Raw genomic sequence first — 22713 nt, 5'->3', positions numbered from 1 at the left:
GGTCATGATCGCGCTACGTCCGGCCCTCGCCCTGCCGTTCGTCCTGCTCGCCCTGGCCTGTTCCCCGGACGGACCGAATGCATCGCCGCCCGACGGAAGCGCGAGCGGAAGCGGGGGCGGCGGCGGGAGCGGAAGCGGGACCGGAGGCGGCGGCGGGAGCGGTGGCGGCAGCGGCGGCGGCGGCGGCAGCACGCCCGAACCGTCCGGACCGATTCGATATCCGCACGGCCTGAGGCATTCGCCCCTCGCGAAGACCGTCGTCGAGCGATGGAAAGGCATCCTCGCCACCAGCCCCGGGCGGACGTCCGTGTTTGCCAAGGTCGGCGATTCGAATACCGTCAACACCGGGTTTTTGACGTGCTTCGGCGGCAATGACGTCCAGTGGGGCGCGAGCGCCGCGCTCGAGCCCACGCGCGCGTTTTTCGGGAAAGACCTCGCCGACGGGGCAAAGACCTCATTCGAACGGACGACCCTGGCCGCGAAGGTCGGCTGGTCCTCGGGGGCCGTGCTCGCCGGGGATCCTTCGCCGATCGACCAGGAGATTGCGGCGATCACGCCGGCCTTCGCCGTCGTCCTGCTCGGCACGAACGATACCTATCCACAAGGCGTCGAGCCCTTCGCCCAAAACCTCCTTCGTGTCGTCGACGAGCTCGCCGCGGCCAGCGTCGTCCCACTGCTCACCACCTTGCCCCAGCGCGACGATACCGACGAGGCCCGCGCGCTCGTCCCCGAGATGAACGCCGTCGTCCGCGCCGTGGCCCAGGCCCGGCAAGCGCCGCTCATGGACCTCTTCGGCACCCTCGCCGAGGTATCCGATTTCGGCCTCGTCGGCGACGGCGTTCACCTGCAATCGTTCGCCCAGGGCGGCGTACACGCCTGCTGGTTTGATGCCGCGGGCCTCGGCGAGGGAATGAACCGGCGAAACCTGCTCACGATCGAGGCCCTCGATCGCGCCCGGCGTTTCTTGCTCGATGGCGAGGCGCCCGAGCCGCGGCCCAAGGACCTCGTGGGCGAGGGGTCGTGGGCGAGCCCCTTCGAGATCGACGGGCTGCCTTTCGTGGACGATCGCGATACCACGGCGAGCAAGACCTCGGTCGCGAACCAGTATTCGTGCAGCCCCGTCGACGAGGGCGGAGCCGAGGTCGTCTACCGGATCGCGCTGAAGGAGCCGACGAAGCTGCGCATTCGCGTGTTCGATGCCGCGGGCGTCGATATCGACGTGCACTTCATGGACGACCCGGGCGGCGCGGAGCTTTGCGTCGCGCGCGCCGACAAAGTGCTCGACGTGAGCGCGGGTCCGGGCACGTTCTGGATCTCCGCAGATACCTACGTGAGCGCGTCCGGGCCTTTGCCTGGGCCCTACCTGCTCACCGTGGTCGCGGTCGACTGAACGGGCGAATCCCCGGCCCCATCGGCCAAGCTCGTGATACGCTCCGCACCAATGGCCCTCGTCGCCCACTGGCCCGTCCCCATCACGACCGTCGGACCCTCGAAGGGGGGAACGGCCGTCTTCCGTCACGCTGGAAAACTGCATCTCACGTGCGTGCTAAAGGCCACGTTCAAGCTCGTTCCCAACGAGCCGATGCAGTCCATCGCCCCGGAAGAGCTGTTCCGCGCCGAGATGCACCACCGCGACAACCCGACGCGCAGCATTCGCGCCACGAGTGATGTCGTGCCGCACCTGCCGCGCGTCGATATCGTGCTTTCCGGGCACGCTTGCGCGCCCGCGGGGACCACCGTGACCCGGCAGGTCGTGCGCCTCGCCGTCTTCCATGGTCGTGCGCTCTTCGACAAGACGTTGCACGTCTACGGCGATCGCAAGGGCGCCGAGATCACGCCCTTCGACAAGATTCCCCTCGTCTACGAGCGAGCCCTCGGCGGCATCGGCTTCCGGCCGAACCCGCACGGAACGGGCAAAGCGCCTGGATCCGTGCCGCCGAACATCGTGTACCCGACGGACGGGAGCCTCGTCGCGGGCTTCGGGCCGATCTCGCGCGCGCTCGCGCAACGCAAATCGCTCCTCGGCGCGCTTTCGCCCCTGGCGCTCGATCAGCCCGTGCCGGAGATCCCGGCCGAATTCGATTGGAGTTATTTTCAGGCCGCGCCGCCCGATCAGCAGATCGAATCCCTCGTGGGCAATGAATGGATCGTGCTCGAAGGGCTGCACCCGGAGCATCCGCGGATCTCGTCACGCCTGCCCACCGCGCGGGGCCTCGTGACGCTGTTTGGCCTGTCGTCGAGCGCGCCCGAGGCCGCGCGTACGGTCGCAATGCGGCCGGACATCCTGCGCATCGACGCCGATACGCTGCGCTGTTCGCTCGTTTGTCGTGTCGTCGTGCCGCTCGACGACGAGCGAGCCCTCGGCAGTTTGCGGGTCGCGGCTGGCATCGAGACCGAGGGGCGCCCGCTCGCGCACCTCTTGACCCCGCCGCCGGTACCGGAAAAGAAGGGGCCATCCCTGGTCGGCACGGTCGACGACCTGGCGACGACCACGGCCCGCAGCGATACGTGGTCGCGCGGCGGCGACGAATCGACGATGGTGCTCGAAGACGTGATCACGGGTCCTTCGAATGCCATGCCATTCGCGCAGAGGCGCGAGGAAAACCCGATGGAAGGGACATATGCCCTCGACGGGGATGCGGCCGTGGCGGCGCAGCAAAAACCAGCCATTCCGTTTGCAGGAAGGGCCCAAGCCGCTTCGCACGCGGGCCAGAGCGCTCCCATTCCGGGCGCGCCCTGGTCCAAGGTCATCGTCGAGGCGGCCCCGATGCCGATCGTCGAGGAGGCGACGCGCGCCCTCTCGTTCACGGCCGATCTGGCGAATCTCGATTTTTCGGAGGTGGCCGCCGAGCCGCCGCCCCCGCCGCCGAGCGCGCGCACGCCGAGCCCCGAGCCGGCCGTTGCTGCGCCTCCGGCTGCTGCTGCGCCTCCGGTCGCGGCGACGCCTCCGGCCGCGGCGACGCCTCCGCCGTTGCCGCCGCGCCCCGCGCGGACCGATCCGTGGGCGGAGTCCCCGAAGGAGCCGAAGGTCGAAATCCCGAAGCCCCCGCCGCCGCGGATCCCGCCGAAGCCGGCGGTCAACAAGTCGCTGTATGGTGGGTTTGGGCCCCCCAAGAAAAAGAGTTAGTCAGGACAGACGGGCGCGGGCCGCGTCGCACGCGGCCGCGAGCCACGCGGGGCCGAAGTCGCCCTCGATCACGACGTCGGGCGCGACGCCGACGCCGTCGATTGCAATCCCCCCCGGCCCGGTGCAATGCGCGGCCGTGCGATAAGCGAACGAGTCCTCCTCGCCCGGGACGAGACGCTGCGCGCTGCCTTTTCCGTGCGTTCGGTGGCCGATGACGAGCGCGCGGCCGTGGGCCTTCAGGGCCGCGGCGAGGATTTCCGCGGCCGAGCCCGTCCCGCCGTCGACGAGCACGACGAGGGGCATCGTGTACGATGCGGGCAAGTGCGCGTGGTGGACGAGCTCGTCCCCTTCGGCGTCCTCGATTCGGACGATCTCCGCACCTTCATCGAGGAACGTCGCCGCCCACGCGATGAGCGCGTCGAGGTCCCCGCCCGGGCAACCGGCGAGATCGAGGACGAGCGCACGCGCGCCTTTCGATTCGAGATCGCGCGCTGCCACGTGAAAGCGGCTCGTGATGTCCGTCGTGACGACCGCGACCCGCACGTATCCGATCCCGTCGTCGAGCATCGCGGCCGTGAGCGGCGCCGTACCCGCGCGGCCGAGGATGGCATCGCCGAGGGCCGCGGCGCGCGCGGCCGAGACGTTGTCCGGCGAGATCGCGGCGGGGGAATGTGCGTACGTGTAAAACACGTTCACGGCGCTCGGGACGACGACCGCGCCGAGGGCGTTGTTCCCGGTGTTGCCCATCGTCGGGCAGGTCAGGTTGATCGCGGGCATCCTGTCGACGAATACGACCGGATTGCCCATGATGTATTTGCCCGGACCCTTGACGGTCCAGTGCGCCGTGCCGGGTTCGTCGCCGGAGGTCATCGCGATGATCGACCCGAGGTTCAGCGCGTGGACGCCCGAGACCTTGACGATCGGCGAGAACACCGAGGCCTGCGCGTTCATCGCGATGTTCGGGTACGGAATGGGGACGGGGCCGACCGGCGTCGGCGTGAGGCACACGTCCGGAAACCCGAAATTCATCCCGACGCCGCGGTTCGATGCAGGGAGCATGGCAGAGCGCCTCCTAGCCCAGGTGGACTTCCTTGCCGTTGATCGAGACTTTTTCCTCGGTGAGGATCGTCGCGCTCTTCGCCTGTGAATGCATCGAGCCCTCGACGACCGTGTGCGTTTGTCCCGCTTGCACACTGAGGAGCTCCGTGACGCGCTGGCGCAGCGTGGTGAACGCCTGGACGACCTCGGAGGCGATCGTGCGAATCTTCTTCGTCGTCACGGAGAGCTCGGGCGCGGCGATCTCGACCCCGCGATCCGCGGCGATCCGGAGCGTCCCTGCGGCGCGGAGCTCCGCGTCGGCGGGGAAATGCAGGACCGCGGGGCCCCGGGCGTGCACGACGCCGATGATCCAGTGGCCCTCGGCATTGCCAATGACGAGCACCTCGTCGCCGGGCACAGGCTCGTACGTATACGCGAGGGCGAGGCGCGCGTGGACCTTGCCGCCTTTCGGGAGGTCGACCTCGATTTCGGCGGGACGAACGGTCGCGACCGTCGCCGGGCCGAGGTAGAGGCCCTTGTCCGCGGTTTCTTCGAAACGCAATCGCGCCACGTTCGACATCGGGGTCTCCTTCAGGTTCCTTCGCGCGGCGGGGGCCTGTACGCCTCCGCTTCGAGCCTATCGAGATCGGTGCGGCGGACGCCGAGCACGTTCGTGCCCACGAAGAGCGCGCCCGAATCCCGGACGTTGTGCAGGTTGGCGTGGGAGAGGTTCGCCGTCGAGAAATCGGCCTCGCGCACGTCGGCGTGGGAGAGGTCCGCGTGGGTGAGCTTCGCCCCGCCGAAGATCGCGCCTTTCGCCTTCGAGCGCACCCAGAGCGTCTCGCGCAGATCTGCGCCGCCGAAATGGGCGAAGCCCGCCTCCGCGCCGGTGAACGTCGCGTGCCGGAGCCGCCCGCCGGTAAAACGCGCTCCCGCGGCCGCAGCGTCCCCGAAAAACGCGCCCTTGGCTTGCAACCCCGTGAGGTCGGCCGTTTCGAGCCGCGTGCGCGCAAAACAGGCCTGCGTGGCCGTGGCGTTCGTGAGCTTCGCGCCCGTCAGATCCGCGTCCGTGAAATCGGCGTGCGTGAAATCGCAGCCGGCGAGGTTCATGCCGCGGAGGTTCGATTTGAGAAACGAGCAGCGGTGCATGGAGAGGCCGGCGAGGCGCAGGTTCCGGAGGTCCATCTCGCCGAAATCCACGGTCTTGAACGTGGTCCGCTCGAGCTTCGCGCCTTCGAGGCTCGCCCCGCGGACGCTCGCGCCCCACAAGAATGCGTGCGAGAGGACCGTCCCCGCGAGGACCGCCCGATCGAGCTGGGTCATCACGAGCCGCGCGCCTTCGAGGCTCGCGCCCGAGAGGTCGGCGTCGGTGAGCGTCGTCATTTCGAGGTCTTGCCCCGCGAGGTTGACGAGGCCGAGCTTGGCGCCCGGGAGGATCGCGCGCTTCAAATTCGCGCCGGTGAGATCCGCGCCCGTGAGATCGCCGCCCGACATGTCCGCCATTTCGAGGTTCGCCCCCGCGAGGCGCGCGTCGCGCAAGCAGATGCCCCGCAGCGAGGCGAAGAAGAGGTCTTTGCCCGTGAGATCCGCGCGATCGGCCTCGCCCGCCTCGGCCGGGAGCACGGTTCCATCCTCGCGACTCCGATCGAGCTTGCTCAGGATCGCCCGGTCGAGCTGGCATTTGCCGAGGACCTTGGGCAACGTCGCGCCCCGCAGATCGGCGTCGTGGAAGAGCACCACGTCGAGCGTCGCGCCGTCGAGGTTTGCCCGGACGAGCCGCGCGCGCGCGAGGACGGTCTCCGTCATGCGAACGCCGTGGAGGTTCGCGTCCGTGAGGTTTGCCCCGAGCAACACCGTGCGGTGGAAGGCGGCGCCCTCGAGATCCGCGCCCGCGAGGTTCGCGCCTTCGAGCACGGCCTCCGAGAAGTCCGTCTTCCAGAGCCGCGCCCGCGTGAGGTTCGCCCGCGGCAGGACGGCGCGGCGCAGATCGGCCATGGCGAGGCTCGCGCCCGCGAAGCTCACGCGTAGGAATTTTGCGTCTCTGAGGAGCGCGCCTTCGAGGTTCGCGCTTTCGAGCGAGGTGTCGATGACCTCGGCCTCTTCGAGGTTCGCGCCGCGCAAGGAAGCGCCGTCGAGCCGCACGCCCCGGAGCTTGGCCTTCGCGAGTTTCGCGGCGCCGAGGTCCTGGCCGCGGAGATCCACGCCGTCGAGGGTCTTGCCCTCGAAGCCCTCGCCCGATCGGAGGCGCGCGGCGAGCTCGGCCGGGCTCACGCGCCACGCTCCAGGGTGGATTGTTTCAAGTTCGCGCCGTTGAAATCGGCGTCCTTGCCTTGCGCGGCGGTGAAATTCGACTCGTAGAGGTTTGCCTTCACGAACTTCGTTCGGCTCACGAGCGCCCTCGAAAAATCAGCCTGGAAGAAATTGGCCTGTGTCGCGTCCACACCGTCGAATTTCGCCTTGTAGAACCGGCTCCCCGGGAGGTTCGCCCGGACGAACGAGGCCGCAGTGGCGGAGACGCGGGTGAAATGGGAGCCAGGGAGATCGGCGTGGGAGAGGTCGGCGTCTTCGAGGTTCGCGCCTTCGAGGAGGACCTTCTCGCCGGAGGTGTCCGCGAGCGAAGCGAGCACGAGGTGCGCGTCGTGGAAACTCGCGCCTCCGATGCGCGCGCCGGTGAGCCGCGCCTTCCGGCCGCGAACACGCGACAGGAGCGCGGAGACGAGCGAGGCGCGCTCGAAGGAGGCGCCGTCGAGGATCGCCTCGGTGAAATCGGCGCGCTCGAAATCGGCCCCTTCGGCGCGGGCGGCCACGAGGTTCGTCCGGGTGAACACAACATAGGGGCCGCTCGCGTGCGCGAGCGTGGCGCCTTCGAGGTCCCCGTCCTCGAAAAAGGCCGTTTCCAGGAACGCGCGGGTGAAATCGGCATGCTTGGCGCGGACACGCGCGAGGTTCGCGCGCCGGAGATCCGCCGAGACGAGGCGCGCGCCTTCGAGGTTCGTCTTGAAGAGCACGGCGTCGCGCAGGTTCGCGCCCGAGAGATCCGCGCCGGAGAGGTCGGCGCGCGTGAGGATCGCGCCTTCGAGGTTCGCGCCGCGCAAATCGAGGCCCCGCAGATCGCGTCCCGTGAGGTCCTGCTCGGAGAGATCACGCCCCGGCCCGGGTTCGTCCGTCGAGACGGGGCCCGTGGGCGGGCTGTAGGCGGGATCCATCTCCTTCCAGCGGGGGTCGTGCGGGACGGCCTCGAGCTCGACGATCTTCTTTTCGATCTTCGCGCGTTCGTCCGCGGAGATCTCCTTGTCCGAAAGGCTCTTCCGGATGCGCGTGGCCTCCTCGAGCATGCCGCGCATGCTCTTGCGCAAGCCGAGCGGCGGCAGGACGCCGGGCTTCCGGATCGTCATGGAGGGCGGCGCGTCGTCGAGCGATTGCGCGGCCTTCGCGAGCTCGGGCTCGATATCGCGGTGCTCCTTGGTCTTCTCGCGCGCCCCCGCGATGCTCTTGCCGACCTCCGCGACCATGCCCGCGCCGAACGCGCCGAGTTTCTGATCGAGCTTCGCCGAGACGGGGTCGAGGTCCGCGCGCAAGGGGGGCAACTCGCCGCGCCGCTCGGCCTCCGCGCGGGCGATGACGTCGGCGAAATCGGGCGGCATGGCCGCGGCGAGCCCGACCGGGTCCTTCTCGAAGGCGAGGAGGATGTCCCGGTAATGGGCCTCGGGCAGAGGTTTCGTGCCGAACTGCTCCTGGACGACGAGCATCGTGCGGATGTCCTCGAAATCGTGCTCGCGTACCTCGACGACGCCGCGGAACGTCAATTCGAGGACGTTGCGATCGAGGTCGGCGAGCAAGGTATCGAGCGACATCGGCACCTCGCGGAAGCGGCCGGCGTCGTCGTGCACGAAGGCGCGGACACGCGTGCCGGGCAGGCGCGTGCGCAGCGTGGGCTCCGTGGCGGAGAGGTTCTGGAAGAGGAGTTCCTCATCGCCGCGCAGATACCCGGGGAGCTGCTGATCCGGGGGCGCGGCGTGGAAGTGCGTCCAGTCGAAATCCTCTGCGTAAAACGGCGATCGTTTGTCCTGCCAGGTTTTTCCGTAGTCCTTGCCGAGCTTGCCCGCGCGGGTGGGCCAGAAGGGGCTGACGGGGCCGAACCCTGCCGGAATCGGGCGATCCCCGCGGTTCCGGACCGGCACATCGGGGTATTCGACACTCGGCAGCTCGTCGCCGAGCCCCTTGCCGACGGGGTTGTCCGGAAAACCAGGGCCGCCGAATGCGTTCGCCCAGGTGAGCGGCATCTTGGTGAAGCCGAGCGGGGCCGAGGGGACGGCGCCGGGGAGTTTGTCGGACCAGGCGCGCCGCCCGACGACGCGCAACGTCTTCGACCAGGCGCCGACGGCGAACCTGACGAGGCATTCGGTGAGCGGGACGCCGCCGGCGGCGTGGCAATGGCCCTTGAAGAAGACCTCGGCGTTCAGCTTGAAATCAGCGAAGTCGCTGGCGAAGAGGGATTCCCCCGTGCGGTCGTCGTCCCCGTCGACGAACGTTTCGCCCGAGAGAAACCGCTGATCGATCGTCTCCTCGACGACCGTGAGCGCGCCGCCGGGCCCCACGGCATACGTCGCGCGGACGACGACGGTCATCTCCGGCTGCGGCGGGCGCCGCGAGGTGAGCTTCGTCCCGACGAGGAAGGGGGTGAGGTTTTTCCGGAGCATGCGCAGGCGCCTACATCCCGAAGAAGATCGCCGCGCCGATGTACTGGTGCGTCAGCGCCATGTGCGTCAGCTTGATCGCCGCGTGGACGGTCTTCACCGTCGTCACGAGGTTGTCGAGCGCCGTCGTCAGGCCCTTGAGCTTGAGCGTCTTCGTATCAGGATATTTGTATTCCCACTCCGGGCCGATCTGGAACGTGAGCTTGGTGCCGAGGAAGATATCGGTGTTGTGCAGCGAGAGCTCGAGGCTCCCGTGGTGCGCGCTGATCAGGAGTTCTTCCTGCGCCCCGGCGATGGTGATGTCGGCTTGTGCCCCGACGACCGTGACGCTGCCGAGCGCACCCGCGATCGTGGTCTCCATCTGCGCGCCGACATTCGTCATCGCGTTCGAAGTGACGATGTTCGTGATGCTGTTCGACGCCACCGCGTACGTCTCCTCGTGCATGGCCGGCACGGGACGGTCGATTTTGCCGGTCTTGGAGGTGATGATGGCGTCGCAATACGTGCTCTCGCTGATGTTGCCCGCGACGTCCGTCAGCGAGCTCGTCGTGTCCGCGTACGTCTCCTCGGTGATCGAGGGGACCCGCTTGGCCGAGCTGCCCGTGTAGCTCTCGATCTTGCTCGCCCAGGTCCGCTCCACGATCGCGGGGTTGCCGTAGGGTTTTTCGAGCGTCTCGTGCCATTCCACGGGGTTCTCGGACCCCACGACGCACTCCTTGTGGTTTCCGTACCAGTGCTCGTAGAAGTCGCCGGCGTAATCGCTGGTCTGGTTGAAATTGTTCGTGGTGTTTTCGAGGTGCCAGGTGCCGCGTTGCCCGAACATGCCGGGCCGGAACTCCACGCGCACGCTCGCGCCGGGCATCGAGGCGGGGCCGAGGTCCTGGACGTGGCCGCCCGAGAGATCCCAGCCACCCGCGCCCTCGGGGTCGTCCTGGCGGCTCATGACGACCATCTTGTAGTTGCCGCGGATGACCTCGACCTTGTCGCCGTAGGTCGTGGTGATGCGATTGCCGTCGGTATGATCCCACCAGCCGCCGCGCGTGAGCAGCGCCTTGCTCTGCTCCATGCGGTCGGCCTTGTGGCGCGATTGATTGTCGCGGTCGTCCGGTCCCCTCGGCGGGTCGCCGACGCGCTGATCGTCGAGGAAAACGCCCCGATCCTCGGTGGACACGACGTTGCCGTCGTCATCCGTGACCTCGTAGGTCCCGACGCCGGCGTTGCTCGTAACGACCTCGGTCCCATCCGGCAACGTGAAGGGGCCGCCCTGGCTCGCCGACACGGCGAGCGCCACCCGCGCAAGCTCGTTCGCGCGTTTCGCCGCCGGATCTTTCTCCGGTTGCTCGTGGAAGGCGCCGAGCCGCAGGAACGAGCTCATCGTCTGGCCCCGGCGATCGCCGGCGGGAATCAGCTCTGATTCTTTGTCCGCCGGGTCCTCAGGCACCATGCTGGCCGGCTGCCCGACCGGATCGGTCGCGAAATCGGGCACCGAAATCAGAAGATACTTGCCCGCCGCCGAAACCTCGTCCGCCATGTGCTCGCGCCTCCTGCGGAGGAAACGCTAACAGAGCGCGCGTAGAGCTGTAAAGCTATGAAGTCGAACGTTCAGCTCGACATGCGCTCGCACGCGCGCCGGAGCTCTTCGAGCTTCTCGGGCGAAAGATGCAGCGTGATGCGATCTTTTTGATCCCCGTCGCGGTAGCCGAGCGTGAGGACCGCGATCTTCGCGGCCCCCGCATCGCCGCGGCTCGAAGCAAGGACCGCGTCGAGCCGCCATTCGATCGATTCGAGGACCACGCCGTGATCAGTGAGCGTATCCCGGTAGGCGGCTGCCCCCAGGCTCGCGCGCACCGCGTCATACCGCGAGAGCAAGATCGGCGCGATCACCGCGGCCTCCGGCGAGAGCGCGCCGCCCGCGAGGCGCACCACGTCCTCTTCGAATCGCCCGCGCTCGAGGCCGCGCGCGCACGCCTCGCGGACGAGGAAACGCGAGGCCTTGAGCGCGCGCGCGAGATCGTCCGGCGGGGCCTCGAAGGCGCGCGCGAAGGTATCGAGCGTGGCCTCGACCGAGGCAGGCAAAGGATCGGGCAACGCCGGGCCGAGCGCATCCCAAAATCGCGCGCGGGCCCGCTCGGGCAGCCGCGCGAGGGTCTTGAGATCGTCCACGATCGCCTCCGGCGCAGGCTTGCCGCCGAGGCAAAACAAGGGGACCGTCATCCGCCGCCGCTCACGATGAACGCATCCTTCATCTCGATCAGAATGCCCGTCGCCGTCTTGATGCGGTGTGCCGGAGCGCAATTCGCCGCAACAGGCGAGGGCGTGATCGGGTTCGGGACGGTATGCAAGATGATGGGCCGGTCCGGATCCCCGTCGATGAAGCCGATGAGGACCTCGGTCCCAGGCTTCAAGGGGTGATGGTGCCCGTAGTTCTGGCCGGAATGCGGCTGGGCCATACGAATACGGCGAGAGACGAATTGTCGCTCTCCCGATTGCGACGTATCGAACATCATCCGGACGAGGTAACGACCCTCGTCATCGAGGCGCGCAAAGAGGCTCTCGGTGCCTTCCATCTCATGCGCGATAACTCCATTGACAACGCCGTGAATTTGGGGCTTCGGCGTGACGCGCGCGGGCCGGAACGGAACGGTCCCCTCGATGGCGCGGAAGGTGTTCGTGTACGGGACCTCTTGCTTGCCGCCGAAGAGGGCCACCGGCTGGCGCGCCGCGTGCTCGATTTCCGTAACGAGGAAGCTCGCGTCGCCGAGCTTGGGGTGCCCTTCGAGCGTGAAGCGGCCGCCCGCGCGGACCCAGCCGAGATCACTCTCCAGGCCAAAGACGCGGTGCGTCGCCTCGGTCTGCTCGGCGCGGATCTTCGCGAACCGCAAGGCCTCCACCGGCGTCTTGCAATGCGTGCCGTACTCGACGAGGCCGCCGCCGAGCCCGGACGGCGCGTCGGCGCTGCCCGTGGGATCGACGAGCGGTATACGATAGTTGTAATCGTGCACCACGTGGGCCCGCGGCACGAGGCGGGTCGTCGCCTCGATGTGGAAGATGTCGCGGCGCTCGCCGCGCGCCCGGAACGCCGCGTGCTCGTGCCCCGGCGCCACGGGAAAACCCTGGTTGTCGTCCGTGAAGACGATCTTGTCGCGGTCGCCCTCGTGCTCGAAGAAAAACGTGATGCCCTCGTGCTCGGCGAGGCGCGAGACGAACGCGAGGTCGGTCTCCTTGTACTGCACGACGAACTCGCGCTTCGGGTACGTCGCGGTGAGCCGCATCTCCACGTCGTCCGCGCCGAGCCCCACGAGCTCGAGTTTCTTCTGGATGATCTCGGGGACCGAGAGCTCCATGAAGATCTCCTGCGTGCGCACGAGCGAGAGGCGATGGGCGCGCGGGACGAGCTGGAAGTAGTACGAACGGGTGTCGGGCTCGGTGTCGATACGGTCGCGGATCTCGGCGATCATGCCGTGGATGCGTCGTACGTCCTGGCCCTGTGTTTCAAATACGAGCGTCGCCATCGCGCCCTCGACGAGGGCGAGGTCGAGGCCCGGAGGCTTCGTGCTGACAACGCCGATGGAGAGGGCGAAGAGCTTTCCGAGCGATTCGCGGCCCGAAAGCTCGAAAACCTGCAAATCGTCGCAGGGGAAATCATCGGACTCGATCCGGAGGTGGACGAGGTCGTCGGGCATGGGGAGAGCACACCAAATGGCGGGGTGACCGTCAAGACAAGAACGGTGGGGCTTTCAGATGTCTCTCCCCGACGGCGCGGCAGTCGTGTTAGCCTCTCGTGCAGCCCCGATCCCGGGGCCTTTCGCGCAGGACGACGAGATGAGCGCCTCAAAAACCCATAACCTCTCGGTCGAGCTCGCGTCGGGCGACGGCTTCGATGTGCGCGAGTTCTCGGTGAGCGAGAAGATCTCGCAGCTCTTCGAGGTGCGCCTCGTCGCCCTCAGCGACAACCCCAACGTCGATTTCGAGGCCATCGTCGGCCAGCCCGCGCGCTTCGTGATGCACGGCGGGCACGGCGAAGGCGCAGCCCCGCGGGTCTGGACCGGCATCTGCAACGAGCTCGAGCAGCTCGGCGCCGAGGAGACGGGCCTGTCGTCGTACAACGTGTCGATCGTGCCCACGCTCTGGCTCGCGACGCAGCGCCGGAACCACCGCATGTTCCAGCAGCTCTCGGAGCCGGACGTCGTCGTGAAGATGCTCTCCGAGTGGGGCATCGAGCCCGTCCTCAAGATCGACAAAGGCGCCTACAAGAAGCGCAAGTACCGCGTGCAGTACGCGGAGACCGACTACGCGTTCATCTGCCGCATGCTGGAGGACGCAGGGATCAGCTTCTACTTCGAGCCGTCCGAAGAAGGCTCGAAGCTCGTGCTCTCGGACGCGCCGCAGTCGAACGCGCCGCGCAAGTCCATCGCGTTCCGGGACAACCCCACGGCCGCCGACCGCGAGCACGTGACCGTGGTGCGCATGGCGCGCAAGGTGCGGCCCGGCAAGTACACGATGCGCGACGTCGATTACCGCCGGCCGCCCTCGTACAACCTCGCAGCCACAGCCTCCGGCGCCGAGATCCCGCTCGAAGACAAGCTCGAGCGCTTCCACTACACGCCCGGCGCGTTCCTCTTCGGCGCAGAGAAGGGCGACGACACGCCGAGCGCCGACGACAAAGGCAAGGCCCGCACGGACGAGGCCGAGGGCGCAAAGCTCGCGCAGAAGCGCCTCGAAGCAAAGCGCGGCAGCGGCACGGCGATCTCGTTCTCGACGAACGTCATCGACCTCGCGCCCGGCGTGGTGACGAGCTTCCTCGATCACCCGCGCGCAGACCTCGCGTCCGACAAGAAGCTGCTCGTCGTCGCGTCGCACATGGCAGGCACGTCGACAGGCGAGTGGTCGCACCATTGCGAAGCAAAGAGCACGAAGTACCCGCACCGCCCGAAGGCCGTGATGCAGCGGCCGAAGGTGAACGGCGTGGAGAGCGCGACCGTCGTCGGCCCCGCCGGCGAGGAGATCCACTGCGACGAGTTCGGCCGCGTGCGCGTGCACTTCCACTGGGATCGCGAGTCCAAGATGGACGACAACAGCTCCTGCTGGATCCCCGTGAGCCAGCCCTGGGGCGGCGCAGGCTACGGCGGGATGAACCTGCCGCGCATCGGCCAAGAAGTGCTCGTCGACTTCCTCGGCGGTGATCCCGACCGGCCCGTGATCGTAGGCCGCGTGTTCACGAACCTGCAAAAGGTGCCGTGGAAGCTGCCGGACAACAAGACGCAGAGCGGTCTGCGCTCGAACTCGACAGGCGGGAGCGGCGGCTACAACGAGATGATGTTCGAAGACGCGCTCGGCAAGGAGCTCGTCCGCTTCCAGGCCGAACGCGACTACAACAAGCTGGTCAAGCGCGACGAAAACACGACCGTCGGCAACGATCGGACGAAGGTCATCCAGCGCGACGAGAACGTGACGATCGGCAACGATCGGACAAAGACAGTCAAGGCAAACGAGACCGTCACCATCGGCAAGAACCTGATGAAGACGGTGCAAGCAAGCGAGCGCGAGGTGACCGGCGTGAACCGCAGCGTCGTGGTCGGCGTGAACCGCTCGACGCAAGTCGGCGGGATCGACTCGACGATGGTCGGCGGGACACACTCGGTGCAAATCGCGCCCCCCGGCGAAGGCGGCGGCGGCGCAACGACCGCGCACGTGATGGAGCACGACAAGATCACGCTGGGCACCCCCGGCGGCGCAAGCATCACGCTCGAAGGCAACAAGGTGACGATCACCGCAACGACGATCGAAGTCGCAGGCTCCGGCGTCGTGAGCGTGACGTCCTCGGGCGGCGACGTGATCATCAAGGGCGGCCCGATGGTCAAGATCAACACCTGAGCAGCCATGCGATCCAAACGAGAGGCGGCCCGGACGAACCCGTCCGCGGCCGCCTTGGCGTTCCATGCAGGAGCGTAGCGCCGGGGTGTCACCCCGGACCCCGACGAGGGGTTGTCCACCCCTCGACCCGGACCAGGGCCAGCCCTGGACCTCTGGTGCATCGACCGCGATGCGGTCGATGCAGAGGCGCATTTAGAACTGGATGTTCTTGGGGACGGGGGGCGCTTTTTTCTGCTGCGTCGTTCGCACGGGCGTAGGCGTCGTCTTTGTCGTCGCAGTTGCAGTTGGGGTCGGCGGCGCTTGCGGCTCGGCCGTCGTCGTGGACGTGGCCGAGGGCGTCGGCATGGGCGCGGGCGCAGGCGGCGGCGCAGGATGCGCCTCGGTCTGCGCAGCAGGCACGCCCGCAGGCGCAGCAGGCTCGGAGAGGAGCGCACGCACCACGAAGAACGAAGCGACGAGCACGAGCGCCGTGCCGACGGCGAACAGCACCTTCCGGTTCGATCCGCCGCGCAGGTGTTTCCGCTCCGCCGCATCGTTCGCATCACGCACGACGCCCGGAAGCACGAGGCCCGGCGCGGAAGGCGTGACGGGCAGCGCGACCGGCGGCGCGACCGGCGGCGCGGCCGCGTTCGCTGCTGCGCGCGCGGCGACCAAGCCCGAGACGTCCACCGGCTGCACCGTGAGCAGGCGGCGCATCTTCGGCGCGAGCCACTCGCTCTGGAGAGACAACCCCGAGATGTCCTGCTGGATCCCGCGCTCGAGCGCCCAGCCCGCGAGCGCGACGCCCATGTCGCGCAGCGACTGCCAGCGCGCGCTCCGATCCTTGGCGAGGCCGCGCTCGATGATCGCCCAGAGCGCAGCGTCGCCCGTGCCGAACGCATGCGTGGGCATCGGCGTGTTCGCCACGATGGCCGCGATGAGCGCGTTGTAGTTCGGCGCGTCGAACGGGCGGCGGCCGGTGAGCGTCTCGTAGAGCAGGACCGAGTAGGTCCAGACGTCGGTGCGATGATCGATGTCCGCCTCGCCGCGGGCCTGCTCGGGAGACATGTAGTCGGGGCTGCCGAGGACCTCGCCGGCGATCGTGACATGCCGCTCGACGTCGTCGCGCAGCACGCGCGCGATGCCGAAGTCGAGCAACTTGGGCACGATCTTCCCCGACTCGTCCGTCGTGAGCATGACGTTGTCAGGCTTGAGATCCCGATGGACGATGCCCTTCAGGTGCGCCGCCGCGAGCGCCGCCGCGACGGGCAAGAGCGTCTGGAGCGCGACGCTCGGCGCGAGCCGTTTCTTCCGCGCGAGGATGGCGGAGAGCGACTCGCCCGTGAGCAGCTCCATCACGAGGTAGGGATCACCGACCTCGGTTTGTCCGAAGTCGAAGACGCGCACGATGCCGGGATGGCCGAGTTTCGCAGCGGCGCGCGCCTCCGTGAGCAGGCGCGCGGAGGCCTCCTCGGTGGCGCGATCGCGGCGGATGAGCTTGAGCGCGATGTCCGCGTCGAGGCTCAGGTTCCGCGCGACCCACACGGCGCCCATGCCACCCTGGCCGAGCACGCGCTGGAGCTGGTACTTGCCGCCGATGATGTCGCCAGGAGCGTACGCGACAGGGCCCGCCGCCGCGCCGTCGCCTTGCGAGGCCATGCCCGGCGAGGAGCGGCGCTGCGCTTCGAGCATGCTCGGCGTGACGGCGGCGAGGCCCGAGGACGAGCGGCGAAGCGGGTCGTGCCCCGGCGGGACGACCGCGGGCAAACCCGACGCCGAACGGCGCAGCGCCTCGGCGCCTTGCGGCGGCGCCCCGGGAAAACTCGGCGACGACGAGCGCCGAAGCTCCCCGTTCATGCCCGGCGGCGCCCCCATGCCCGGCGACGAGCTTCGCCCGGCCGAGACGGCCGCGGGCGGAGGAGGTGGCGGAGGCGCGATGAAGGGGAGCGGCGGGGCCGACGTGCGGCCCGGGTTTGGCAGAGGCGCGGGGGGCGCGGAGGCGGGAAGGGGAGCGGGAAAAGGAACGGTACCGGCAGCGGGAGCGGGAGCGGGAGCGGCAGCGGGAGCGGGAGCGGCAGCGGCAGCGGGAGCGGCAGCGGCAGCGGCAGCGGGCGCCGGGATGGGCGGCGCGTTGAATCCACCTGCGAGCGTCGCGCCGAGCTCGACCTCCCACTCGGCCTCAGGTGTCGGCGCAGGCTCGGCGGGCGCGGGCGCCCCGCTGCTCGGAGCGCGCGAAGGCGCTGCCGGAGCGGCGGTAGCTACCGCCGGGGAGCTGGGCCTGGGAGGTGCGGGCATGCGGCCGATCCACGAGCCGACGAACGAGCTCGCGAGGCAAGCGTACACCGGAACGCTGCGAATGGGCGAGACCTCGACGAACGGAGTGCACCACGAGCCCCGCGGCCGCGACCTCAGTCGGCCCGCTCGGCTTCGATCGCGTGGCGGAGTCGTTCGCCGAGGGACGGATCCGCGGACGTGCGCGCGAGCATCTCGCGCTCGATGCGGAGCATGGAGGCGCGCGGCAGGCCGAGCTCGGCGAGCGTGCGCTCGGCGTGCCCACGCTCGCCGGCGACGACCAGGCGCGCGTACTCGGCCGGGGTGATGGGTCCCCGCTCTTCTTCGAGGCGCGCGACGTACGCGGCGTCGAAGGCCTTGAGCAGGCGCGTCTTGCCGCGCTCGGACTCGGCGCGGATGGCGTCGGCCCAGTGGCGCTCGAGGTCCGTATAACGAGCGAGATCGAGCTCCTCGGCTTCCAGGATCTCGGCGCGCTCGTCACGGCGGCGCGCGATCGACGCGGTGATCTTCGCGCATCGCTCGATGGGGTAGTCGTCGAGCGGGAGCGCAGGCGCGGGCGGCGTTTTCGGGGCCTCCGCCGCGGGCGAATCCGGAGGCAACGGTTCGGGCGGCGGAGGGAGCGGCGGCGGGGCCACGCGCGCGGCCATCTCGGCCGTCGCCAGCGGGCCGATCATCGCGGGCGCGTCGACGGTCTCCGGGTCGTCCAGAGCGACCGGCGCAGGGACGGGCGCAGGCGGCGCGACGGGCGCAGGCGGCGTGACGGGCGCAGGCGGCGCGAACGGCGGAGGCGCTCCCAGCGGCGCGATGCCGAGCCGCGGCACGATGGGCGGCGGCGTGGGAGTTTGCACCGGCGGAGGAGGCGCCGCGGGGGCCGTGGGGGGCAGAGGAACGCCAACCTCGTGGGCCGACCGAAGCCCTCCGCCCTGGGGCGGCGCGACAAACGGCAGATCGTGCCGCGACGGAGGCCGCACCCGCGCGGGCTCGGGGGGTGTGGGGGGCAGAGGAAGGCCCACCTCGTGGGCCGACCGGAGCCCCCCACCGTGGGGATGGGGCGACGGCGGCACCGGCGGCGGCGCGAGCGGCGACAGGAACGGCAGATCCCGCGCCTGGAAAGGCATGGGCGGGGGAGGTGGTGGCGGCGCGAATGGCAGCAGCGCGGGGGCCCCCGGCGCAGGCGGCGGCGCTTGCGTCTTCGGCCGCGCGAACGGCAGCGGATCGGCGCCCGGCCCATCCAGACCGACGAACGTCACCTCCTCATCGAAGTCCGGAGCCATCGGGAACACGCCTGACTCGCGCGGCGGCGGCGCGGACGCCGTGCTCGTCATGAAGGGCATGATCGGGTGCGGCCCCGACGGCGCGTACCCCACGGTCGTGACCGATCCATCGGGATCGTCGGGCGCGATCGCGATCGCGTGCAGATCCGGGGACACGAGCGCCGCGCGCGCGCTCGCCCAGCCGGGGCCCACCATCGTCACGACCACACGACCGGCCTCGGCCGGATGCACGAGCGCGGCGCGCCCGCGCCAGACCAGCGTGCAGATCCCGCGCGTCGTGTCGAACCACAACGTGTCGGCCGTCAACGCGATCGCCTCGCGGCGACCCGACGCCCGCTCCATCACCACCTCGGGCCGGAGCCCCGGCAGGTTCGTCACGAGCCGCGCGTGCTCTGGGTGCAACCCTTCGAGCACGATCCGTTCGTCCGGGCGGATCTCCGGGATCTCTTGATCGGGCGGCGCGACGTTGAAGAAGAGCGGATCGAGCCCCTCGGGCAGCGGCGCCTCGTGCCAGTGCGCGAGGGAAAACCGCCCCGCGAAGGGGCCGAGGCGCGCCTCGCGGGCAGGCCACGTCGCCGCGATCGGCCCGTATCCGATGGGCTCCATGAGATCCGCAGGGCCCGTCACGTGCCGCCCCGGCGGCTGCACGTTCGGCAGCTTGATCGCGCCGAACGTATCCGTCTGATCGAGCCGCATGCCCACCGGGTTCGTCGTCCCGGGCCCGCCCGCGGCGCGCTCGTAGCGCAGGCGAACCCGCGTCACGCGCGGGCCTTCGCGCAGCTCGCCCATCGGCGTCACGTGCCGATCGCCGAAGACCTCGATCGCCTTGTCGATCTCGCCCACGCAGAGGCGCGTGAGGATCGATCGCACGGGCACGTCGTTCGGCGCGAACGCGTGGCCAACGAGCACCACGTCGGCGCCGCGCTTGTGCGGCACGAGATCGCCGGGCGAGTACACGCTGCGCCGCGGATCGTCGTCCCAGAAGTTGTCCTCCTCGTTGACGTCCTCCTGGGACTCGTGCAGCACCGACGCGCCCGGGGTGAGCAGGTACGTCGCTTTGCAGACGACGAGCAGCGCGTGCCTGCGCTCCGCCGTGACGAAGGGACGCGCGGCGACGCGGAGCGGGCAATACGAGACGATGTCCATGTCGGGACGGGGCGCGCCTGTCTAGCCGCGGCTGTAACGCGCGTAGGCGTTTGCCATCTTCGTGTGGTAGTTGTTCGACGCGTAGTCCTCGCCGTTGTAGCCGCGCGCGAACGAAGCCCAGTTCTTGCTGCGAATGTGGCGAACGAGGTTGTTGCCGCGGCAGAAGCCGAGGAACGAGCGCATGTGCTGCGCCTCCGACTCGTACATGTCGTAGACGAACTGCCGCACGCTCTTCCAGCCGACCAGCTCGTGGTTGAAGCCCATCACCTGGAACATGCCCCAGGAGGCGCTCTTCACCGCCGCGTCCGGATCGAGCGCGAACGCCTCGCGGATCACGACCCACTGATCCTTCTTGTAACTCGCGCGCCGGAGCGGGCTCTTGTACGGCGCCGAGAGGTGCGGGTGGCTGCGATCGTAGCGGCCTCCCGTCAGCCGCTTGAAGTGGTGGATCTCGAAGAGGATCTTCGGGCGCTTCTGATCATCGAAGCCAGTGCGCCCGCCGGACTCGACCTCGGCCACGGCGCGCACCGCCGCCGACTCGCACTGAAGCTCGCGCGCGGCGGCATCAAAATCACCGGCCGCGAGCCTGCGCGCAGGTCCCCGCACGGGCAGCTCCCACGGGCCCGTCGCGGGCGGCGTGCCGAGGGAGCTCCCGCCTTCCGCGGGCGCCTGCGGCTGTTGGGGCTGCGGCTGCTGCGGCTGCGGCTGCGGCGTCCCGCCTCCGTTCGATTTCCCCGGCAGGTTGAGCTTTTGGCCCGGCGAGATCTGGTTCGGGTTCCGGAGCTGCGGGTTCGCCCGCATCATCTCGTCGACCGTCGTGCCGTTCCGGCTCGCGATCGCGCCCAGCGTGTCGCCCGAGCGTACGGTGTACGTGCTCGGCGCCGCCGCGGGGGAGGGGAGGGCGCCGCCGCCCCCGCCGCCGCCGGGGAGCGTGAGCTTTTGGCCCACCGAGATCGCGTTCGGATTCGAGATCTGCGGGTTTGCCGCCATGATCGCCTGCACCGTCGTGCCGTTGCGGCTGGCGATCGCACCGAGCGTATCCCCCGATTTGACGACGTAGCTCATCGCGAACCTGTTCGTCCGCCGAGGGAGCGCGCTCTCGCAGGAGAGGAAAGAAGCCTTCGCCCGGACGTGGAAAGACGAATATCACAGCCCCGCGCGCGAACCAACCGCTTCGCGCCCCGGCGCGCCCATCACGTCACTTCGGCTTGGCCTGGAAGTCGAGCGACACCATCGCGTCCTTCGACACCTTCTTGCCGAGCGTCGTGAGCTCGTCGGCGGTCTTCTGAAGGATCACGCCGAGGGCATTGCGCGGGCGCACGTCGTGCGCGTCGAGGTTCACGGCGACGGGCTTCGTCGACTTCACGCGCACCGCCGCCACCTTGTCGCCCTCCATCACGAACGTGACCTCGAGCTCCGCCTTCTTCGGCGCCGTGCGCTCGTTCAGCCGGAGGTCCCCCGTCACGTCGAGCTTCATCGTGCGCTCGGCGCCCGTGAGCCCCGCGACGCTCTTCGGCCCCGCCGTCTCGATCTTCGAGAGCTTGAACTCGATCGTGCGGCGCTTCTGCCGCTCCGCCTCGGCGACGTCCTTGCCGATCCCGAGCCAGTCGCGCGCGTGCTCGTTCTGCAGATCGCTCTTCGTCCGCTCGCCGAACTCCGCCTTCTCGTCGGCGCGCTTCTGCTGGTAGATGACGAGCTTGTCGAGGTCGATCTTCAAGAGCCCCGTCGAGCGCGTCACGTCCTCCGGATCGACGAAGAGCTCGCCGGAGGTCGAGCCGTCCGCCTCGCCGAAGATCTTCTCGATCGGCGCATCCATCGTGAAGCTCACCTTCGCGCCCTGCGCCTCGACCGCGTAGGGTTTGCCCGCCTCGGTCTTCGGCTTCGCGGGGGCGAGCGACGAGGAGACGGGGGCGGCGTTCGGGTTGGGCTCGTCCTTGGAACACCCGGAGGCGGCGAGCGCCACGAGCGCGACGAAGGGCAGGGCGCGGAGCAGGGCAGGGCGGGCGCGGGACATCCGATCAGCGTACTAGGTGGCTGGTGTTTTTCGCAGCGGACACGCTACCTGCAGCGCGGCCGCTGCGTGAACATGCGCTAGCTGTGGTGGTCGCGGCTCGAAAAACACCAGCCACCTAGGTGGCTGGTGTTTTTCGCAGCGGACACGCTACCTGCAGCGCGGCCGCTGCGTGAACATGCGCTAGCTGTGGTGGTCGCGGCTCGAAAAACACCAGCCACCTAGAGCATCGACCGGTTCGATGCTCAGAAGATCGCGAAGCGATCTTCCCTCGGGGGGTGAATCGTCCGGGCTTTGCCTGGACGAGAGGGGGACGCGAGGCGTCCCCCTCGGGACTAGCGCGCCTTCGCGCCGGGAAGGTTCACGGGGGGTCCTTCATGCCCTTCTCGGGCAGCTCCTCGCGGAGCGCGACGCCGCCGAGGTTCTGGAGGATGGGGGCGTTCTCGCAGGCGAGGTAACGGGCGATGCCCGTCGTGCTCGTGTTGACGTGGTTGTGCCAGGTCCAGACCGGGATGTAGACGGCGTCGCCGGTCTTCCACTCGATCTTCTGGTCGTGGACCACCGAGTAACCTTCGCCTTCGAGCACGTAGAGGATCGTCTCGTAGGTGTGGCGGTGCCGGTTCGAGGACTGCCCCGGGTCGAGGTGGCCGATCGTCATGCTGATGCACTTCGAGGGCAGATCGACGAAGAAGACCGGGTGCTTGCGCTCCTTGGAGTATTCGTCGCGTTGCCCGTCGCCCTCGACCTGACGGTGGATCAGCTTGTCCGGCATGACGACACGCGGGCGCGGCGGTGTCTTGTCGAAGTCGGCGGATTGATAGACCTTGTCCTTGGTGTCGGGCTTCGTCGTCATGGTGCCTCCGAGGCGAAAGGCGTGAGCGGCGCGATTGTCCGCCCCGCCGGCGAGGAGCGCAAGCCGCATCGGGAAGAGGCGGCGGCGTGCTAGGCGCTTGACAGGCGAGCATGCGGCGGCGCAGGCATCCCGCAGAAGAAGCCCATGACCAACCCCGCCCCCGATCGGCTCGTGTTCACGACGATCGCCCACGCCATCGGCTGCGGCGCGTGCTCTCGACCGCGTGCGCCAGCGACGACGAAGGGGACGACTACGAGGGCCGCTACTGCGCCGCGATCGAGCGGTAGGTCGACGCGAACCCGGCCCACCCGGCTGCGCCCGCCATGGCCGCCCGCATCCGCGCCTGGCACGACGCCTACGTCACCTGGGGCCGCGACACGCTGGGGTTCGGCTTCTACACGCTGCTGAAACCCGCCGCGCCC

The 22713-nt window shown here is 69.1% G+C and carries 15 protein-coding genes; 3 read left to right on the top strand and 12 right to left on the bottom strand.

The window, feature by feature from the left end:
• Nucleotides 1-4: 4 nt before the first annotated feature.
• Together E8A74_RS25600 and E8A74_RS25595 are read left to right on the top strand one after the other, a co-directional pair.
• On the top strand, nucleotides 5-1390 hold the full coding sequence (locus E8A74_RS25600; protein ID WP_136931694.1) for an SGNH/GDSL hydrolase family protein: 1386 nt from the start codon (nucleotides 5-7) through the stop codon (nucleotides 1388-1390).
• A 51-nt stretch (nucleotides 1391-1441) separates the two neighbouring features.
• The gene (locus E8A74_RS25595; RefSeq protein ID WP_136931693.1) at nucleotides 1442-3127 is read left to right on the top strand and encodes a DUF2169 family type VI secretion system accessory protein; all 1686 of its coding nucleotides are present in this window, start codon (nucleotides 1442-1444) and stop codon (nucleotides 3125-3127) included.
• Here E8A74_RS25595 and E8A74_RS25590 read toward each other — a convergent pair whose 3' ends face one another.
• The 7 genes from E8A74_RS25590 to E8A74_RS25560 all read right to left on the bottom strand — a co-directional run bounded on the left by E8A74_RS25590 (nucleotide 3128) and on the right by E8A74_RS25560 (nucleotide 12545).
• Nucleotides 3128-4186 carry a S41 family peptidase gene (locus E8A74_RS25590; RefSeq protein ID WP_136931692.1) on the bottom strand — a complete coding sequence of 353 codons (1059 nt, stop codon included), beginning with the start codon at nucleotides 4184-4186 and terminating at the stop codon, nucleotides 3128-3130. It lies immediately after the preceding gene.
• A gap of 13 nt (nucleotides 4187-4199) precedes the next feature.
• A complete protein-coding gene (locus tag E8A74_RS25585; RefSeq protein ID WP_136931691.1) occupies nucleotides 4200-4745 on the bottom strand; it encodes a DUF3540 domain-containing protein in 546 nt (181 codons plus the stop codon).
• An 11-nt stretch (nucleotides 4746-4756) separates the two neighbouring features.
• Entirely contained in the window at nucleotides 4757-6436 is a 1680-nt protein-coding gene (locus E8A74_RS25580; RefSeq protein WP_136931690.1) for a pentapeptide repeat-containing protein, read from the bottom strand.
• The gene (locus E8A74_RS25575; protein WP_136931689.1) at nucleotides 6433-8865 is read right to left on the bottom strand and encodes a DUF2169 family type VI secretion system accessory protein; all 2433 of its coding nucleotides are present in this window, start codon (nucleotides 8863-8865) and stop codon (nucleotides 6433-6435) included. The genes E8A74_RS25580 and E8A74_RS25575 overlap by 4 nt, the downstream gene beginning before the upstream one ends.
• 10 nt (nucleotides 8866-8875) lie before the next feature.
• Nucleotides 8876-10393: a hypothetical protein gene (locus E8A74_RS25570; protein ID WP_136931688.1), complete on the bottom strand. Its 1518-nt coding sequence runs from the start codon at nucleotides 10391-10393 to the stop codon at nucleotides 8876-8878.
• Between the two features lie 71 nt (nucleotides 10394-10464).
• Nucleotides 10465-11076 carry a COMM domain-containing protein gene (locus E8A74_RS25565; protein ID WP_136931687.1) on the bottom strand — a complete coding sequence of 204 codons (612 nt, stop codon included), beginning with the start codon at nucleotides 11074-11076 and terminating at the stop codon, nucleotides 10465-10467.
• Nucleotides 11073-12545 (bottom strand): type VI secretion system Vgr family protein, encoded by a 1473-nt coding sequence (locus E8A74_RS25560; protein ID WP_136931686.1) that lies wholly within the window; start codon nucleotides 12543-12545, stop codon nucleotides 11073-11075. The genes E8A74_RS25565 and E8A74_RS25560 overlap by 4 nt, the downstream gene beginning before the upstream one ends.
• Before the next feature lie 139 nt (nucleotides 12546-12684).
• Between E8A74_RS25560 and E8A74_RS25555 the strand changes: the two genes are divergently transcribed.
• On the top strand, nucleotides 12685-14736 hold the full coding sequence (locus tag E8A74_RS25555; protein ID WP_136931685.1) for a type VI secretion system Vgr family protein: 2052 nt from the start codon (nucleotides 12685-12687) through the stop codon (nucleotides 14734-14736).
• Nucleotides 14737-14928: 192 nt separating this feature from the next.
• Here E8A74_RS25555 and E8A74_RS25550 read toward each other — a convergent pair whose 3' ends face one another.
• The 5 genes from E8A74_RS25550 to E8A74_RS25525 all read right to left on the bottom strand — a co-directional run bounded on the left by E8A74_RS25550 (nucleotide 14929) and on the right by E8A74_RS25525 (nucleotide 22291).
• Entirely contained in the window at nucleotides 14929-16590 is a 1662-nt protein-coding gene (locus E8A74_RS25550) for a serine/threonine-protein kinase (RefSeq protein ID WP_232379739.1), read from the bottom strand.
• A 533-nt stretch (nucleotides 16591-17123) separates the two neighbouring features.
• Complete coding sequence (locus tag E8A74_RS55605; RefSeq protein ID WP_136931683.1) at nucleotides 17124-19427, bottom strand: DUF2169 family type VI secretion system accessory protein; 2304 nt, start codon at nucleotides 19425-19427, stop codon at nucleotides 17124-17126.
• A 21-nt stretch (nucleotides 19428-19448) separates the two neighbouring features.
• Entirely contained in the window at nucleotides 19449-20492 is a 1044-nt protein-coding gene (locus E8A74_RS25535; RefSeq protein ID WP_136931682.1) for an N-acetylmuramidase domain-containing protein, read from the bottom strand.
• A 133-nt stretch (nucleotides 20493-20625) separates the two neighbouring features.
• Entirely contained in the window at nucleotides 20626-21441 is an 816-nt protein-coding gene (locus E8A74_RS25530; protein ID WP_136931681.1) for a YceI family protein, read from the bottom strand.
• A gap of 358 nt (nucleotides 21442-21799) precedes the next feature.
• Nucleotides 21800-22291, bottom strand: coding sequence for a cupin domain-containing protein (locus E8A74_RS25525; RefSeq protein WP_136931680.1), 492 nt, complete (start codon nucleotides 22289-22291; stop codon nucleotides 21800-21802).
• Nucleotides 22292-22713 lie beyond the last annotated feature (422 nt).

Source organism: Polyangium fumosum (assembly GCF_005144585.1).
Lineage (GTDB): Bacteria > Myxococcota_A > Polyangia > Polyangiales > Polyangiaceae > Polyangium > Polyangium fumosum.
Note: the sequence above shows the minus strand (reverse complement) of the source record. Positions and strands in the feature narration are given on the sequence as shown.